Genomic DNA, 16,594 nt, shown 5'->3' with positions numbered 1-16,594 from the left:
GGCCGGGCGAACGTCAGGCCAGGCCCAGACGGGCGGCAAGCTCCCGGGCTGCTGCGGCACCTGCGCGATTGGCGCCGATAGTGGAGGCGGAAGGCCCATAGCCCACCAGGTGGATGCGTGGGTCCTTCTCGACCTCCGTGGCCAGCCGTCCCGTCATGACGATGCCGCCGTTTTCCCCGCGCAGTTGCAGGGGCGCGAGATGGTCGAGCGAACTGCGAAAACCCGTGGCCCACAGGATGACGTCGGCCCTCTGCTCGGTGCCATCGGGCCAGCGCACGCCATGCGCGGTGATCTCGCTGAACATCGGCAAGCGCTTGAGCACGCCGCGTGCCGCTGCCGCCCGCAGCGCCGGCGTCCACGGAATGCCTGTGACCGACACGACAGACCCCGGAACCAGCCCGTTCCGCACCCTGTCCTCGACAATGGCGACCGCCGCGCGGCCGTCCTCCGGGGTGAAAGGCCCGTCATGAAACCGGGGCTCGCGCCGCGTGACCCAGCTCGTCGTCGTCACCTGCGAAATCTCGTCGAGATGCTGGAGCGCGGAAATGCCGCTGCCGACGATGACGACATGCCGGCCAGCGAATTCGGCCGCTGTCCGGTAGTCGCGGGAGTGCAGTTGCCGCCCTTCGAACAGCTCCGCGCCGGGATATTCGGGAACCTGCGGGGTCTCCCAGGTTCCGGTGGCATTGATGATGCCGCCGGCCGAAAAAGCCTCACGATCAGTCTCCACCCGAAGCCGCTCGAAGCGGTTGCAGACGACCTTGACCGCGACCGGGCGATAGACCGGCAGCCGGAATTTTTCCTCATAGGCGGCAAAATAGTCGGGCACCGCGACCGATGCCCGCGCCTCGGTCTCGCCTGCCGGCACCACCTCGGCAAACTCCATGCCCGGCAGGTCGTGAACCCGGTTGACCGTGCTGAGCGTCAACGACGGCCAGCGATGCTGCCAGGCGCCGCCCGGCTTTTCGTTCTTGTCGAGCACGATGAAGTTGCGGCCGGGCCGAAGGCCGAGCTTCATGAGGTGATAGGCCGACGACAGCCCCGCCTGACCGGCGCCGATCACCACGATATCGACCTTGATGGCCGCGCGCAGGCCGGCCTCGTGCGAGGGCGTTTCAGGAGGCAAAGCGTGCAAATCGATCCTCGTTCTTCTCAGGCGGCCTGACGACAACCGATACTTCATTGCTGGCCCGGTGAAAACCGGAGCCCTCTCGGCCACCTCTAGAGGCTTCGCCGACCTGTCCTTTCAGCCGATCTGAGCTTGGCGCCCAGATCGGCAATCTTTCGTTCATCTGATATTCTTCGGTTCAAAGCTCGTTACAGATCAACCCGCCGCAAACGCAGCGCGTTGACGATGACCGAAACCGAGGACAGGCTCATCGCCGCCGCAGCGATCATCGGAGAAAGCAGCGTACCAGTCACAGGATAGAGCAGGCCTGCTGCCACCGGGACGCCGGCGGCGTTGTAGACGAAGGCGAAAAACAGGTTCTGCTTGATGTTGCGGAGCGTCGCTTCGGCGAGACGCCTGGCGCGCACGACACCCAGCAGGTCGCCGCCAAGCAGCGTCAGCCCGGCGCTTTCGACGGCGACATCGGCCCCCGTGCCCATCGCGATCCCGACGTCGGCGGTGGCAAGGGCCGGCGCATCATTGACGCCGTCGCCCGCCATGGCGACGACAGCCCCCCTGGCGCGCAGGTCCTCGACCAGGTTTTTCTTGTCTTCGGGCAGCACTCCAGCGCGCACTTCATCGATGCCGAGCCGGCCGGCCACAGCTTCGGCGGTGCGCCTGTTGTCGCCGGTCGCCATGATCACGCGCAGGCCGAGCGCGTGCAACTGCCGGATCGCTTCGGCGGCGGTTTCCTTGATCGGGTCCGCTACCGCGACGATGCCCGCGACCTGCCCGTCGATCGCGACGAACATCGCCGTCTTGCCATCCGCGCGCAAGGCGTCCGCCCTCGCCTCCGCCGACGTCGCATCAAGCCCGAGGGCTTCCATCATCGCCGTATTGCCGAGAGCGACGGAGCGACCCGCGACATCGCCCTGCACCCCCTTGCCGGTGACCGCTTCGAAATGCCCGACTTCGTGGCGTTCGGCGCCGCGCATGACGGCGCCCTCGACGATGGCCTCGGCCAGCGGGTGCTCCGACCCGCGTTCGAGCGCGGCGGCAACGGCCAGCAATTCGCCCTCGGAAATAGCGCCCAGGGCAACGACATCCGTCAGCTTCGGACGCCCCACGGTCAGGGTGCCGGTCTTGTCGACGATCAGCGTGTCGACGGCGGCCATCCGCTCCAGCGACTCGGCGTTCTTGATGAGGACGCCGGCCTGGGCGCCGCGGCCGGCGGCGGTGGTGATCGAAATCGGTGTCGCAAGCCCCAGCGCGCAGGGGCAGGCGATAATCAGCACCGACACGGCCGAAGCCACGGCGAAGATCAGCGCCGGTTGCGGCCCCCAGACCAGCCACGCCGCGAAAGCGAGCACCGCGATCACGACGACGGCGGGAACGAAGATCGCCGAAACCCGGTCGGCCAGCCCCTGGATCGGAGCCCGCGACCGGCGTGCGGACGAGACCATCTCGACGATCCGCGACAGCACGGTATCCGCACCGATATGACGCGCCTCGATCACGAGACTGCCGTTTCTGTTGATCGTGCCGCCGGTCACACTATCGCCCGGCGTCTTCTCCACAGGCACCGGCTCGCCTGTGATCATGCTTTCATCGATGGACGACCGCCCCTCGATCACCTCGCCGTCCACCGGCACGCTATCGCCCGGACGCACCCGCAACCGATCGCCCACCATGATGTTTTCCAGCGGCGCGTCATATTCGGAGCCGTCGTCGAGAACCCGGCGCGCGGTTTTCGGCGCAAGGTCCAGCAGCGCGCGGATCGCGTCCCCCGTGCGCTCGCGCGCCCGCAGTTCCAGGACCTGCCCGAGGAAGACCAGCGCGACGATCACCACCGCCGCCTCGAAATAGGTGCCGACGCCGTGGCCGATCCGATATTCTTCCGGAAAGAGGTCAGGCAGGAAGGCGGCGAATATCGAATACAGATAGGCCGCTCCAACGCCGAGCGAGATCAGCGTCCACATGTTGGGTGAACGATTGACAATCGAATCCCAGCCGCGCCGGAAGAACGGCAGGGCCGCCCACAACACGATGGGCGTCGCCAGCAGGAACTCGAGATAGCCGGCGGTGCGATGTCCGACCCAGTCACGCACCGGAAGCGCGACCATCTCGCCCATCGTCAGGATGACGAGCGGGATCGCCGCAGCGCCGCTGACCCACATCCTGCGGGTGAAATCCACCAGCTCATGGCTCGGCTCGTCGCTCGGGATCATCGGTTCGAGCGCCATGCCGCAGATCGGGCAGGCCCCCGGGGCATCCTGAACGATCTGCGGATGCATCGGGCAGGTATAGTGCGTGGCCGATGCGACGGCCTTCGGACGCTCGGCGGCGCGGCCCGAGGCGTAGAACCACGGATCTCCTTTGAAATTGAGCCGGCATTTTTGCGAACAGAAATGGAAGCGCCGCCCTTCGAAATCCGAATGCGGGGTCTCGGGGCCGACAGCGACGGTCATGCCGCAGACCGGGTCCTTCTCGGTCGGTGTACCAGATGGAATTTCCGCATGTCCGTGCATGTCATGGTGTTGCGTCATGCTTGTCTCCTGAACTGGGTTCGAGGCGCGCGATGAAATCGCCCGGAAACGTCTGTCTTGTGAACCGGCCACGAAACCGCTTCGTGGCCGGTTCCTTGGGTGTCACCCGCCCGAGATCTCGCGCTGGTAGTCGGCTTCACGCTTCGGCCAGGTGCTCTTGATATAGTCCAGCACGGCCGCGATTTCGGCGTCCGTCAGAACCCCGGCAAAGCCGGGCATGTCGCTTTCGTAGCCGCCCCCGACGACGGCCGCCGTGCCCTGGCGGATAATCGCCAGAAGCTGCTCGTCGGGATGGTGCCAGGTGTGGCCGGTCTCGTCGTGCGGCGGCGCCGGCAGACGTCCGCCGGCCCCAGGCGTGCGCCAGTCGGGTTGCCCCTCCAGCTGGAGACCGTGGCAACTGGCGCAGTTGGCGTCATAGACGGCTTTTCCAAGCGCAATATCCGTGCTCGTCCACGGCCACGCGATCGTCGCACTCACGAACCCAACGCCTGCCACAGCCAGCCCGGCCGCAGCGAAAGCGACCAGCGGCCTCCTCACGACGCGACCCGGAACTCGGTCATCATGCCGGTCGCCAGATGCGGCATGTGGTGGCAATGCAGCATCCAGCTTGCGGCCTCTCCCGCATCCAGCGCAACCGTGACCATGGACATGGGCGGCACATAGACCGTATCGCGACGGGCACCCTCCATGCGGCGGCGGTTGAGCCCAACAACCTGGAACGCATGGCCGTGCAGGTGCATTGGATGTCCCATCATCGACATATTATGGAACGACAGCTCCACCCGCTCGCCGCTGGTCGCCTCGATGGGGCGATGCTTGCCCCAGGTCGCACCGTCGATGGTCCAGACATAGGGCTGCATCGAGCCGCCCAGCATGACCATATGGCTTCGCTGGACCGCTCGGGTCGGCAGCGCATCGATGGCCGCCAGCCGGGCCTCCTGCCCCAGATCGATGTCGAAGGCTGGGGCTTTGTCCCCGGCCAGGGTCTCGATCCTGGAGACGGGTGCGCCCGCCGTGGCGAGGATGAGGCCCGTCCGCTCCCGGGCGCCCTCGCGCAGCGCCAGGACAGGCCACGCGCCGCCCTCGCTCGGCAGGTCGATCTCGATATCGACGCGTTGGCCCATGGCGAGCCCGAAGCGAGAGCCTTCGAGGGGCTGAACCTCGTGCCCGTCCACCGCGACGAGCCGCCCCGCCACCGTGCCCGTGTCGACCCAGAAGACCGTGGCGGCGGCTGCATTGATGACACGAAGCCGGATCCGCCCGCCCCGCTCGACCGCAACGACCTCGGGGTCGGACAATGTCCGGTCATTGGCGAGGTAGGCATCCCAGTCGTAATCGTTCAGGTCCATGGCCATGCCGCCCATGTCCATCGTCATCGAGCCCGCGCCGCCGTGATTCATGCTGCCGTGGTCCATGCCCTGCATTCCGCCGGAAGCATGCCCGGCGGTGATCTCGTCCAGCACCTCCTCCGGGGTCTTGAAGGAAAAGTCGTGCAGGAAAAGCACCACTTCCTGCCGGTCGGCCGCCGCATCCTCGGGCCTGCGCACGATCAGGGGGGCGGCAAGCAACTGCATTTCCTGCACGGGGACGTGGCTGTGCATCCAGTGCGTCCCCGGCAACGGGGCAAAGTCGAAGCTTCGCGTCTCGCCCGGCGCCAGCAGCGGCAGCGGCATGTCCGGCACGCCGTCCTGCGCATTCGGCGGGATCTGGCCGTGCCAGTGGACGATGGTGGGGACGGCCAGATCATTGGTGAGATCGACCTGGAAACGCTGGCCGGGCTCGAGGATCAGGCCTTGCCCGCCGGGGCCGGAAAGCCCGAACACGGTGGCGGCACGGCCGTCGATATCGAGCGTGCGGCTGGTGGCGGCGAGCCGCAGCGGCGCGGCCTGCTGGCCGTAAGCCCTCAGGGGAAACTGGGTTGCAGCAAGCAGCGCTGCGCTGGCGGCCAGAAAGCCGCGTCGGGAATAATCTCTCATATGCGTTACCTCGGGACAGCGCGTCCCGTTAAAATATCCACTGGATCACGACGGGCCGGGCCCGCCGCAGTTTCAGAGGAAGCGCAGTATGGGAGGTCGATCGTGCCGGCGGGGGGCCGTCGCCACGAGGTCCGCCTCGGGACGGCTGAGATACTTTTCTTCCAGCGAGATCGCGTATGTGGATGTGGGGTCCAGCGGCAGGAATACCCCGACCCCAGTGCAGACGAGATCGCATAGGCCCGCTTTGTCCGAACAGGTGCCATTGTCGGAACAGGATGCCTTCGAAGACGAGGCATGCGCCATGTGCTGCATCTGGACGCCGTATTCCTTCGAAACGGCCATGCCGGTTTCATGCGCCGAGGCCGTGAAAGACACGGCTACGAACGAAATCACCCAGAAAATGATCATCCAGATCCGAAGCATGGCGGAAAAATAGAACGGCGACGCCGTTTTGTCCATCGACCATATGCCGCAAGCCGTCCGACACCCACCGAAACGAGGCTGATCGCCGTCAAGCAATCCTGCGGCGCGGTCACCGTGCCGCGCGCTTTCATAGCATGAGCCTGACCAGGAGCGGCACCACCAGAGAGGTGGCAATGGCATTGAGGGCCATAGCGATGCCTGCGAACAGTCCGGCGGTTTCGTCGACATCAAAGGCCCGCGCCGTGCCGATGCCGTGCGAGGTCAGGCCAACGGCGAACCCTCTCGCAGCATAGTCCTTGATACGCATGGCATTCATGAAGGGCGTGACCACGAGCGCACCGGTGATGCCGGTGAGGACGACAAGCACGGCCGTCAGGGATGGGTTGCCCCCCAGAGACGAAGAAATCGCCATTGCAACACCGGCAGTCGCGGATTTCGGGAGGAAGGCAATCAGCATATCGCGCGATAGCCCCGCCCACGTACCGATCAGCATGATCGAGGCGACCGCCGAAAACGAGCCGACGACAAGCGCGGCGATCATGGGCAGCAAAGCTTTCCTCACCTGCCGCCACTGACGATAAAGCGGCACTGCAATCGCGACGGTCGCGGGACCGAGAAGGAAGTGGATAAACTGCGCACCTTCAAAATACCGCTCGTAGGGAACTCCGAAGATCAAGAGGGTACAAGCAAGCAAGGCAATCGAAATCAGCACCGGATTGGCCAGTGGGTGGCGCTTGAGGCGCGCTGAAACACCGGTCGCGAAGATCCATACGAGCAGGGTAAGGGTCAGCCAAAGCAGCGGTGAGGTCGAGAGATAAACCCAGAGTTCAAGAGGGTGCTTCATTCCGGCTGGCCCCGCCAGACAAGGCGCCGCACGGCGATGAAGGTCCAAACCGTCGTCGCGAGCGTGAAAATGGCGGAGGTCACTAGAATAACCAGCAATATCGCCGCCTGGCTTTGCAACTGCCCCCACAGCGCTACGATGCCGACGCCCGCCGGGACGAACAGCAGACCGAGATTGGCAAGAAATCCATCGGCAGCGGTTTCCGTTTCGGTGAAGACGCTGAAACCGAGCACCTTGCACGCCTGCATGGCCACGAAGAAGAACACCAGGCCAACGACCGGCCCCGGAAGCGGCAACTGCGTGGTGAAGACGAGGCTTTCGCCCAGCAATTGAAACAACAGCAGAATGGCAATTCCCTTGATCATGACGGTCCTTTTTCATGCGCGCTGCAGGCTTCGATCAATCTAACAGAACCCGCAGGATGGTTGGATTCTTGGTGCATGGTCGCACCGATCCTCGAAATGTCGATAGCCGGTGTGACCATTGGGCGATTGCTTTGTGGAATATGGTCGTCTCGTAACCCGAGCCATACCAAGGAGGAGCACCATGGTGAGCTATCCTGGTGGAGCAGTAAGCCGCCTCGCTCTTTCCCTTTGATTGTCATTCCGGTTAAAACCGGACCTCACGCGGGGGGAGGTCTGCTTGAAAATCCTTTTGGTCGAAGACGATGGCGAACTGGCTCAATGGCTCATCAAGGCGCTGAAGCAGCGCTATGACTTCATGATCGAATGGGCCGATGACGGCGCGATAGCGGACCAGCGTCTGGCCAGGGAGGAATTCGACGTCGTCATTCTGGACCTTGGCCTGCCAGGAATGGATGGCAGGGCAGTGCTGGCATCAATGCGGTCGAGAGGAGATGCAACGCCGGCTCTGGTACTCACCGCCCGCGATACGCTGACGGAGCGGATCGGCAGCCTGCATGAAGGCGCAGACGACTTTCTGGCAAAGCCTTTTGCAATCGAGGAGCTGGAAGCACGGCTGGTCGCGCTTGTGCGAAGGGCTCATGGCCGCAACTCCGGGACATTCTCGTGTGGCGATCTTTCCTATTTCTCGGCCGAACAGCGCTTCACGCTGGCTGGAACGCCTCTTGAGCTGACGCCGCGCGAGCATGCGCTGCTGCGGGTCCTGATCCACCATGCAGGGGAGCCCATGTCCAAACAGAAGATCATGGACAGAATGTTCTCCTACGATGCCGACATCCAGCTCGAGGCAATCGAGGTAATTGCGCACCGATTGCGCAAGAAGCTATCCGGTTCCGTGCAGATCAGCACTTTGCGAGGGCTCGGCTATGTCCTTGAAACAGGCATGGCATGAGCGGGACGCAGGAAACCGACCATACGGCCCGCCGCCTCGCGACCACCCTCGGGTTCTGGATCGTCCCGGCCATCGCCGCGGCAATGGCCTCGACGCTCTGGTTCAGCACCACCACCATCCAGGAGCTGGCCGATAGCGCCTATGACCGCTCGCTTGCAGGCGCCATAAGAGCGATCGACGCGAACATTTCGACAGAGAGCGGAGGGGTTGGCGTTGAACTGCCGTACAATCTCTTCGAGTTCTTTCAGCTCACGGCTCAGGGCAAGGTGTACTTCAATGTCGCCACCAGCGATGGCCTTGTCCAGATCGGCGATGTCCTGCTGCCCGATACGCCCGGACTGGCCAGCGGCGAGCTTCGTTTTCATGACGGCGCCTACTTCGGCGAAAATATCCGGATCGGCACACTGAAACGGCCTCTCGACGAAGCCAAGCCATATGGAACGCAGATCACGATCCAGGTGGCAGAGACCAAGATGTCCCGCTCCGCCTTCCAGAACGAACTGATATTGCGCGCCGCTGTTCGCGATATTCTCGTCGTCGCCGTTCTTGCTTCGCTCATTCTGATCGGCGTTTTCATGGCGCTCAAGCCGCTGAACCGGTTGCGCGAGACGATCGACGCCCGCGAGCCCGACGATCTGACCCCCGTGGAAGTCGCGTCCTTGCCCGTGGAGGTACGCCCCCTGGTCGAGGCCATGAACGGGCTCATGCAAAGGACGGTTGAGCAGGCCAGGCAACAGCGCAGGTTCCTGGAAGATGCTTCTCACCAGCTGCGCACCCCCATGACTATTCTCCGGACACAGATCGACTACGCCCTTCACCAGAGCGACATCGGCGATGTCCGCACAACGCTTCGCTCGTCCCAGCAAGTCCTCGAGCGATCGATCCGCACCACAAACCAGCTCCTCGCTCTGGCCATGGCGAGAACATCGCAAGGTACGGAAATCTACCCGCAGAACGCCCTGGTTCTCTCCGAGACGGTCGCGGAGACCGTCAGGATGCTCTGGCCCCGTATCCGCAGCCGGCGCATGGACTGCGTGTTCAATCATCCCGACACAGAGATACATGCGCGGGCAAATGAAGGGCTTCTTCGCGAAGCAATCATGAATGTCATCGACAATGCGGTTGCCTACTCCCCGCAAGGGTCCCTGGTGGCCGTTTCGCTTCACGATCGGGATGGCTACGCGGTGATCGAGGTGATCGATGAAGGACCGGGCATGGAGGAGGACGAACTCGCCCATGCCGGGACGCGCTTCCGGAGGGGGACCCGAACCGGCAATGGCACCGGCAGCGGCCTCGGACTTGCAATCACCCTGACCGTCGCCAGAGCCTGCGGCGGGATGATGAGCGTGGCGAACCGTAAGGATCGGTCCGGCCTCGTCGTCTGCATCTGCCTTCCGAAGCTCGGATGAAAGCCGGTTGAAAGCTTGGGGGCTGTATAGGGCTGGAGTGCAGATTGGAGGTCTGCACACGTCATCTGGAGGAGAAATCAATGACATTCGTCGCACGCGCCGTGCTCACGGCTGCAATATCGTCGGCTGCGCTGGGGTCAACGCCCGCCATCAGTCTTGCCGAACCCAACAATCCTGAATGTATCGCGCCGGCTCAGCCGGGCGGTGGTTTCGACATCACATGCAAGCTCGCGCAGGCGACGTTGCAGGAGTCGGGCGCGGTGAAATCGCCTGTACGCGTTTCCTACATGCCGGGCGGCATCGGTGCGGTGGCGTACAACGCGATTGTCGGCAATCGCCGTGATGAGCCGAACATCATCGTCGCGTTCTCGGCCGGTTCGCTGCTCAATCTCGCGCAAGGCAAATTCGGAGACTATACCGAGAAGGATGTTCGCTGGGTGGCCAGCATCGGCACCGACTACGGTGCCGTCGTTACGCGGGCGGACAGTGAATACAAGACGCTCGGCGACCTGATGTCCGCCATCAAGAATGATCCCACCTCGGTTATCATCGGGGCGGGCGGAACAATCGGCAGCCAGGACTGGATGAAGGCGGCCATGGCGGCCCGCGCCGCGGGCATCGACTACAAGACGATGCGCTTCGTTGCTTTCGAGGGGGGCGGAGACTGCGCCATCGCCCTTCAGGGCGGGCATGTGCATGTCTGCATGAACGACGTCGGCGACAGCCAGGCAGCGATCGACGGCGGCGCCCCGCTCAAGCTTCTCGCCATCTTCTCGGAAGAAAGGCTGCCCGGCAAGCTGGCGCAGTCTCCGACCGCCAAGGAGCAGGGTTTCGACATCCAGTGGCCGATCGTACGCGGGTTCTATGTCGGCCCTGACGTCAGCGATGCCGACTACAAGTGGTGGGCGGATTCCTTCGCGACAGCCATAAAGTCCCCCGGCTATGCCGCTGCGCTGGAGCAGAAGAACCTGTTTCCGCTGCCCATGACGGGCGAGGAAACCACTGCCTTTGTCGAGAAGCAGGTGGCGGCTTACAAGAAGCTCGCCTCCGACTTCGGACTTGCGACCAAGTAAGGCACTCGAAATGAACACAGACCGCTTCCTGGGTGTGACCGCAATTGCGGTCGCAGCGATCATGCTTGTCTTCGGATGGGGTTTGCAGGCGCCGTTCGCCTACGAACCCGTTGGCCCAAGGGCCTTTCCGCTCATCGCAGCGGCGATCATCGCCTTCTGCGGCATGATCCTCGTGATAAAACCCGGTGAAGCGGATCCATCGCAAAACCCGATGCCCGGCAGAGCCATTGTTGCTCTGTCGGGCTCGCTCCTCGGCTACGCACTTCTTTTCCAGCCGCTGGGCTTCGTGATCGCAACCACGCTCTTCATGATCCCGATCGCCACCATCTTCGGCGCGAAGTGGTGGCAGGGCGCCCTGACAGGGGTGGTGCTCGCCGTCTCGTCCTATCTTCTGTTCGACCGCGTTCTGGAGGTCGTTCTGCCAAGTGGCCTTCTTGGAGGTATCATCTGATGGATACGCTCGGTTACCTCGCTCATGGTTTCGGTGTCGCCCTGGCCCCGACCAACCTGTTGCTGGCAACGCTGGGCGCGATCGTGGGCACCATGGTCGGCGTTCTGCCCGGCCTCGGGCCAATCAACGCCGTCGCCATGCTGGTCCCTGTCGTCTTCGCGCTCGGCCTGCCGCCGGAAGGATCGCTGATCCTGATGGCGGCCATCTATATCGGCTCGGAATATGGCGGGCGCATCAGCGCCATTCTTCTGAACGTTCCCGGCGAGGCCTCGGCCGTCATGACGGCCCTGGAGGGATATCCGCTTGCCCGGCAGGGCAAGGCGGGGATCGCCCTTTCCCTTTCCGCCTGGACTTCGTTCGCAGGATCGGCGATCGCGACCACGGGTATTGTGCTTGCAGCGCCGGTACTGGCGAACTGGGCCCTGGCGTTCGGACCGGTCGAATATGTCGCCCTGATGGTCTTCGCCTTCGCCTGCCTGACAGGGCTCCTGACAGACCAGCCGGTCAAGGCGCTGCTGGCGATCATGCTGGGCCTTGCTGCCTCGACCATCGGCATCGACGCGAATTCGGGCGTCTATCGATATACGTTCGGCTCGGCGAACCTCGTAGACGGCGTGCAGTTCGCCACGGTCGTCATCGGCCTCTTCGCCATCAGCGAATTGCTGATCATGCTGGAAACGATGCATGGCGGCGCCACCGTCAGGATCAAGCAGCTTGGCCGCTCCCTGTTCAATCACGCCGAGATGCGGTTCACCGGCATGGCGACGTTGCGTGGCTCATTCATCGGCTTTTTTGTCGGCATCCTGCCCGGCGCCGGCGGCACGGTCGCCTCGGCTCTCGCCTACACCACGGAAAAGCGGGTCGTGGAGAAAGCCGATCCCGAAAGCAGCAGGTTCGGAAAGGGCGACATGCGGGGGCTGGCCTCGGTCGAGGCTGCGAACAACAGCGCATCGAACAGCAATTTCATTCCGATGCTCACACTTGGCATCCCGAGTTCCGGCACGACCGCCATCATGCTCGGCGTGCTGACCCTTTACAATCTGACCCCGGGACCGGCTCTGTTCAACTCGCAGCCCGATCTCGTCTGGGGCCTGATCGCGTCGCTGTTCATCGGCAACGTCATCCTCCTCGCCATCAATATCCCGCTGGTCGGCATTTTCGCCAGGATGCTGTCGGTTCCGTCATGGATGCTGGTGCCGTTCATCGTCGTCGTCAGCGCTATCGGGGTCTATTCGGGCAAATCGACGACGTTCGATCTTGTGCTGATGGTCGGCCTCGGGGTCGTCGCCTACTTCCTTCGCCGCTTCGGCGTGCCCATGGCGCCGCTGATCCTTGGCCTGGTGCTGGGCGAAATTCTCGAACAGAGCCTTCGACGGGCCCTCTCGCTCTCGGCAGGCGACGTCACCATCCTGTGGTCAAGCACGATCTCCATCACCCTCTGGACCATGGCCGCAGCGGTCCTTCTCGTCCCGCTCCTGCTGCCGCGGTTCCAAAGCTGGAAGCACGAAAACGTGGTGGATCAAGATTGAGGCTTGTGGAGGATGTCCAATCGGCGATGGAGCCGCAAGACAGAGAGTCATGCCAGATGTCGAGCATCGATCTCACAAGGTCTCGACAGCCGGGTCACTGCGAAAACGAGACCGGATGATGCAGGGATTTCGATCGACTGGTGGCTTGGCCTCGATTTTCGGAATTCCGGCTCTGCCACAAGGCTACCGCCTGCGCTCTTGCAGCCTCGAAAGTCTCTGCCGGGCAACGCGGAATCGTAAGAAGCGCCGCTGCGGCCGTATCGACAACAATTGCTTCAGCAGCGTCATCGCGCGCTGCACCGGACCAAACCGCGTGCCAATATTCACGGCTCGTATAAGCCGCTGGTGGAGACATGCCGGCAACGGACCGGCGTGCAATCACGCGTGTGTCTCGCGGCTCCCCATCGACCAGCCGGAAAAGCGTCGTCGTCCGGAACGGGGTAAACTCGGCAAAATCACGATTGCTGCCGAGGATCGAGAGGTTTTGAACGCCGAGCAGGCCCGCCGTATCGCGCATCATGTCTCGCCGCGACGGCGTGGCGACACCCAGCAGGCTTGACGCCGCGCCCAGAGGATTGAGCAGGTGGACGGCCGTGTTGAGCGGCAGCCGCATCTCGAGAAGGGAATAAAGCCCGAAGAGGCGCTGGATCTGGGCCGAGGCGCCGCCGATCGGCAGGTAGGCGATGGAGCTGGCGACAAGCGCCGCCCTCGCCTCGTCGATCGACGCACACAAGGGAATGCCCGCCATTTCCGCTGCGAGCTCCAGCTTGCCGGCTTCTACCCCCTGCCCGTAGTGACCATGCAGCAGGACACGGTAGCCTGCCATGGAAACAAGCCGCGCGGCATGCAGGAACCATGGCGGGTTTTTCAGCTTCGGCGACAAATAGGCCGGCCAGTCGAGGTCCGCGAGCCCGTGGGAGATATCAAATGCGCCGACATGGCGCCGCAGTGCCTGGATGAAACCCGCCATCTCCGCAGACGTCACACCGCGATACTGCATCGTGGCCAGAAGTGCGCCGACCTGTACCGGATCGGCTTCACCTTCGAGAATGATCGACAGCGCGTCTTCAGCCTCCTCCCGCGCCAGCGGGCGGCACCGGCCGACGCCGCTGCCGGAGATGGCTATATATTTCGCCAGGCGTTTTTGCGGTTCCGCGTTGTGACCGATGCGCGCCAGCTTGCGGGCGAAGTCATCGGGGGTGGGCTGCCCTTGGAGAAGCACGCTCGGTCGGACCGCGAGCGGCGGCGGCGAGATCAACGGTACACGGATCCAATCGTCACTAACAGTTTCGCGCGCGGGCGGCGGTCCGTCCAACGGCGCGGTGACAAGCTGTTCCGTCTCGGCGGCGAGCGCGCGCAGGCGCAGTCGCAAGCCCTCGGCAAAAGGCGTCGCGACCAGCCCCTTGGCGGTTCGGGTGAACAGCGGGTCACCATAGAGGTCGCGCAACTGGGCGAGCATGCGGCTGACGGCCGGGCTCTGGAGCCCGAGGCCGGCCGCAGCCTTGGTGACACTGCTCTCGCGCAGCAGCGCATCGAAGACGACCAGAAGGCGCAGTTGCCCCGGGCGGTCGAACGCCACCTCCCCGATAACCTTGCCCTCCTTCGTCGCCATTTTCCGCCTATCCATCACCGTGCCAGTCCCAGTAAGTTGCGATATTTCGAATTTAGAACCATTCAAAATCAAGGCCATTGACCACCCACCCTTGGACTACATAAGTGGACAAACTTCCTCAAGTTAATCGCAAGAGGAATAACACAGATGTGATTTCAGGGGGCATGCATGAAGCGCGTTGCAGGCATGAATACAGATCAAGGCCAGAGACTGACCATGCGGCGCTGGTGCGCCGCCCTGCTTGCCGGCACGGCGTTGGTAGCGCCCGGGACGCCACTCGCGCAAGAGCAGGCCGATGCGACAGTTCTGGAACAAGTGGTCGTAACCGCTGCCGGCTTCGAGCAGAGCGTCAAGAACGCGCCCGCCAGCATCACCGTCGTCACGCGCGAGGAGCTGGAGAAAGGCTCGTTCCGCGACCTCACCGACGCGCTGCGCGAGGTACAGGGTGTAGCAGTCACCGGCGTCGCCAACGAAAAGGACATCTATATCCGCGGCCTGCCCGGCAGCTACACGCTCATCCTGGTTGACGGCAAGCGACAGAGCACCCGCGATGCGCGCCCGAACGGCAGCGCAGGTTACGAGCAGAGTTTCATTCCGCCGCTTTCGGCCATCGAGCGTATCGAAGTGGTCAAGGGGCCGATGTCCTCGCTCTACGGTTCGGACGCCATGGGCGGCGTCATCAATATCATCACCCGCAAGGTCGCCGACAAGTGGTCCGGCTCGATCACCACGGAAGGCACGCACCAGCAGCATTCGAAATTCGGCGATAGCGGCAAGGCATCCTGGTATCTCAGCGGGCCGCTGTTCGAGGAAACCCTCGGCCTCCAGATCTGGGGCAGCGGCTATCGCCGCTCGGAAGATGCCATCGTCGGCGGCGCGCTCGGCGCCAAGGACTTCGATCTCACGGGTCGCCTCACCTGGACGCCTACCGAAGACCATGACATCAAACTCGAGGCGGGCCGCCAACGGCTGCGCCGCGGGGAGACCATCGGCAAAACGCTGGAGGCGGGCGACACCGAAGCGTTCCGCCTCAACACCCGCGATCATTGGTCGCTCTCGCATACCGGCCGCTGGGGACCAACGACGTCCGATTTCTCGATCCAGCAGGAATGGGGCCAGCGCGACAGCTATAGCTACAACGCCGTCTCCGACCGCTACGTTGTCAATCCGCGCCGGCCAGAAATCCGCAACACGGTGATCGACGGCAAGTTCACCACGCCGTTCGACCTTCTCGGCCAGCACACGCTGGTCACGGGCGGCCAGTATTTCGAAGCCCGCCTCAGCGACCAGAATCCCGGCCGCCGCACCGGCCTGACCGAGACGTTTTCCGCAACGCAATGGGCGCTCTTTGCGGAAGACGAATGGCGCATGGTGGACGATTTCGCGCTGACCACCGGCCTGCGCATGGACCACCATGAACAATATGGCCATCACCTCAGCCCGCGCATCTACGGCGTCTGGAACGCAACGAGTGACCTGACGATCAAGGGCGGCATTTCCACGGGTTTCCGTGCGCCGGATATCCGTCAGATCGCCCCCGGCTATGCGATGACCACGGGCGGTGGCGGCTGCTCCTATGGTCCTGCCGGCACCTGCGGCGTCATCATCGGCGACCCGGACCTCAAGGCTGAAAGCAGCACCAGCTACGAATTCGGCGCGATCTGGGACAATGGCGATGTGATCCTTAGCGGCACCTATTTCTACACCGACTTCAAGGACAAGATCGCCAACGCCCTGGTTCTCAACCCGGATGGCACGATTGCCCGCTGGAGCGAGGATCCAAACTATCGCCTCTGGTACAACTACAACGTGGACGATGCGGTCATGCAGGGGGTCGAACTGGCCGCCACCTGGCATGTCACGCCCGATCTCTCGCTGCGCACCAGCTACACCTACACCAAGTCCGAGCAGAAGACGGGCACCTTCGCCGGCTTCCCGCTCGCCCGCACGCCGGAGCATACGGGCAATATCCGCGCCGACTGGACGACCAGCGTCGAAGGTCTGACGACCTGGGCGAGCGCCAGCTATCACGGCTCGGAAATTGCCGCCGGCGCCCGCATCGGCACCAATGGCACGCCGGTAAGCATCAATGGTCAGCCGGGACGCAAATACGACCCGTATGCCACGCTCGACCTCGGCCTTCAGTATATCGTCAACGACAACGTCACGCTGAACGCCGCCGTCTACAATGTGTTTGACAAGAAGGTCGAGCCGACCGATTTCAACACGCTGATGGAAGGGCGCCGTTTCTGGGTGAGCATGAAATCGGAATTCTGATAGATGCGCGGGGAAACAATCCCCGCCCCTTC

General features: G+C 63.5%; 14 protein-coding genes. 6 read left to right on the top strand and 8 right to left on the bottom strand.

Annotated elements, in window-relative coordinates; all coding sequences use genetic code 11:
• Positions 1–13: 13 nt before the first annotated feature.
• The 7 genes from WA950_RS18605 to WA950_RS18575 form a co-directional block, all read right to left on the bottom strand.
• Positions 14–1,135: an NAD(P)-binding domain-containing protein gene (locus tag WA950_RS18605; protein WP_424553210.1), complete on the bottom strand. Its 1,122-nt coding sequence runs from the start codon at positions 1,133–1,135 to the stop codon at positions 14–16.
• Between the two features lie 182 nt (positions 1,136–1,317).
• Complete coding sequence (locus WA950_RS18600; RefSeq protein ID WP_424553209.1) at positions 1,318–3,654, bottom strand: heavy metal translocating P-type ATPase; 2,337 nt, start codon at positions 3,652–3,654, stop codon at positions 1,318–1,320.
• A gap of 102 nt (positions 3,655–3,756) precedes the next feature.
• Positions 3,757–4,131, bottom strand: coding sequence for a c-type cytochrome (locus WA950_RS18595; RefSeq protein ID WP_424553208.1), 375 nt, complete (start codon positions 4,129–4,131; stop codon positions 3,757–3,759).
• 56 nt (positions 4,132–4,187) lie between these two features.
• Positions 4,188–5,630 (bottom strand): multicopper oxidase family protein, encoded by a 1,443-nt coding sequence (locus WA950_RS18590; protein WP_424553207.1) that lies wholly within the window; start codon positions 5,628–5,630, stop codon positions 4,188–4,190.
• Positions 5,631–5,702: 72 nt separating this feature from the next.
• Positions 5,703–5,972 carry a hypothetical protein gene (locus WA950_RS18585; protein ID WP_424553206.1) on the bottom strand — a complete coding sequence of 90 codons (270 nt, stop codon included), beginning with the start codon at positions 5,970–5,972 and terminating at the stop codon, positions 5,703–5,705.
• Between the two features lie 208 nt (positions 5,973–6,180).
• Positions 6,181–6,897, bottom strand: a complete 717-nt coding sequence (locus WA950_RS18580; RefSeq protein ID WP_424553205.1) for an LrgB family protein — start codon at positions 6,895–6,897, stop codon at positions 6,181–6,183.
• The gene (locus tag WA950_RS18575) at positions 6,894–7,262 is read right to left on the bottom strand and encodes a CidA/LrgA family protein (RefSeq protein ID WP_424553204.1); all 369 of its coding nucleotides are present in this window, start codon (positions 7,260–7,262) and stop codon (positions 6,894–6,896) included. Before WA950_RS18575 ends, WA950_RS18580 begins: the two co-directional genes overlap by 4 nt.
• Positions 7,263–7,539: 277 nt before the next feature.
• Between WA950_RS18575 and WA950_RS18570 the strand changes: the two genes are divergently transcribed.
• From WA950_RS18570 to WA950_RS18550, 5 genes are all read left to right on the top strand, one after another.
• Positions 7,540–8,211 (top strand): response regulator, encoded by a 672-nt coding sequence (locus tag WA950_RS18570; protein ID WP_424553203.1) that lies wholly within the window; start codon positions 7,540–7,542, stop codon positions 8,209–8,211.
• On the top strand, positions 8,208–9,620 hold the full coding sequence (locus WA950_RS18565) for a sensor histidine kinase (protein WP_424553202.1): 1,413 nt from the start codon (positions 8,208–8,210) through the stop codon (positions 9,618–9,620). The genes WA950_RS18570 and WA950_RS18565 overlap by 4 nt, the downstream gene beginning before the upstream one ends.
• Positions 9,621–9,700: 80 nt before the next feature.
• Positions 9,701–10,693 (top strand): Bug family tripartite tricarboxylate transporter substrate binding protein, encoded by a 993-nt coding sequence (locus WA950_RS18560; RefSeq protein ID WP_424553201.1) that lies wholly within the window; start codon positions 9,701–9,703, stop codon positions 10,691–10,693.
• Between the two features lie 10 nt (positions 10,694–10,703).
• Positions 10,704–11,144, top strand: coding sequence for a tripartite tricarboxylate transporter TctB family protein (locus WA950_RS18555; RefSeq protein ID WP_424553200.1), 441 nt, complete (start codon positions 10,704–10,706; stop codon positions 11,142–11,144).
• On the top strand, positions 11,144–12,673 hold the full coding sequence (locus WA950_RS18550) for a tripartite tricarboxylate transporter permease (RefSeq protein ID WP_424553199.1): 1,530 nt from the start codon (positions 11,144–11,146) through the stop codon (positions 12,671–12,673). Before WA950_RS18555 ends, WA950_RS18550 begins: the two co-directional genes overlap by 1 nt.
• Positions 12,674–12,767: 94 nt before the next feature.
• Here the strand turns inward: WA950_RS18550 and WA950_RS18545 are convergent, their stop codons facing one another.
• Positions 12,768–14,285 (bottom strand): glycosyl transferase family protein, encoded by a 1,518-nt coding sequence (locus tag WA950_RS18545; RefSeq protein WP_424553198.1) that lies wholly within the window; start codon positions 14,283–14,285, stop codon positions 12,768–12,770.
• A gap of 186 nt (positions 14,286–14,471) precedes the next feature.
• Here WA950_RS18545 and WA950_RS18540 point away from each other — a divergent pair, with 186 nt between their 5' ends.
• The gene (locus WA950_RS18540; protein WP_424553595.1) at positions 14,472–16,562 is read left to right on the top strand and encodes a TonB-dependent receptor domain-containing protein; all 2,091 of its coding nucleotides are present in this window, start codon (positions 14,472–14,474) and stop codon (positions 16,560–16,562) included.
• Positions 16,563–16,594 lie beyond the last annotated feature (32 nt).

The sequence above is a fragment of the Shinella sp. genome (genome assembly GCF_049651085.1).
Taxonomy (GTDB): Bacteria; Pseudomonadota; Alphaproteobacteria; order Rhizobiales; family Rhizobiaceae; genus Shinella.
This window is presented reverse-complemented; position numbering and strand designations above follow the sequence as displayed.

Coding starts and splice junctions, on each gene's coding strand:
- WA950_RS18540 (WP_424553595.1), top strand. CDS start 14,472: ATGAATACAGATCAAGGCCAGAGACTGACCATGCGGCGCTGGTGCGCC.
- WA950_RS18580 (WP_424553205.1), bottom strand. CDS start 6,897: ATGAAGCACCCTCTTGAACTCTGGGTTTATCTCTCGACCTCACCGCTG.
- WA950_RS18560 (WP_424553201.1), top strand. CDS start 9,701: ATGACATTCGTCGCACGCGCCGTGCTCACGGCTGCAATATCGTCGGCT.
- WA950_RS18590 (WP_424553207.1), bottom strand. CDS start 5,630: ATGAGAGATTATTCCCGACGCGGCTTTCTGGCCGCCAGCGCAGCGCTG.
- WA950_RS18585 (WP_424553206.1), bottom strand. CDS start 5,972: ATGGCCGTTTCGAAGGAATACGGCGTCCAGATGCAGCACATGGCGCAT.
- WA950_RS18555 (WP_424553200.1), top strand. CDS start 10,704: ATGAACACAGACCGCTTCCTGGGTGTGACCGCAATTGCGGTCGCAGCG.
- WA950_RS18565 (WP_424553202.1), top strand. CDS start 8,208: ATGAGCGGGACGCAGGAAACCGACCATACGGCCCGCCGCCTCGCGACC.
- WA950_RS18575 (WP_424553204.1), bottom strand. CDS start 7,262: ATGATCAAGGGAATTGCCATTCTGCTGTTGTTTCAATTGCTGGGCGAA.
- WA950_RS18545 (WP_424553198.1), bottom strand. CDS start 14,285: ATGGCGACGAAGGAGGGCAAGGTTATCGGGGAGGTGGCGTTCGACCGC.
- WA950_RS18600 (WP_424553209.1), bottom strand. CDS start 3,654: ATGACGCAACACCATGACATGCACGGACATGCGGAAATTCCATCTGGT.
- WA950_RS18550 (WP_424553199.1), top strand. CDS start 11,144: ATGGATACGCTCGGTTACCTCGCTCATGGTTTCGGTGTCGCCCTGGCC.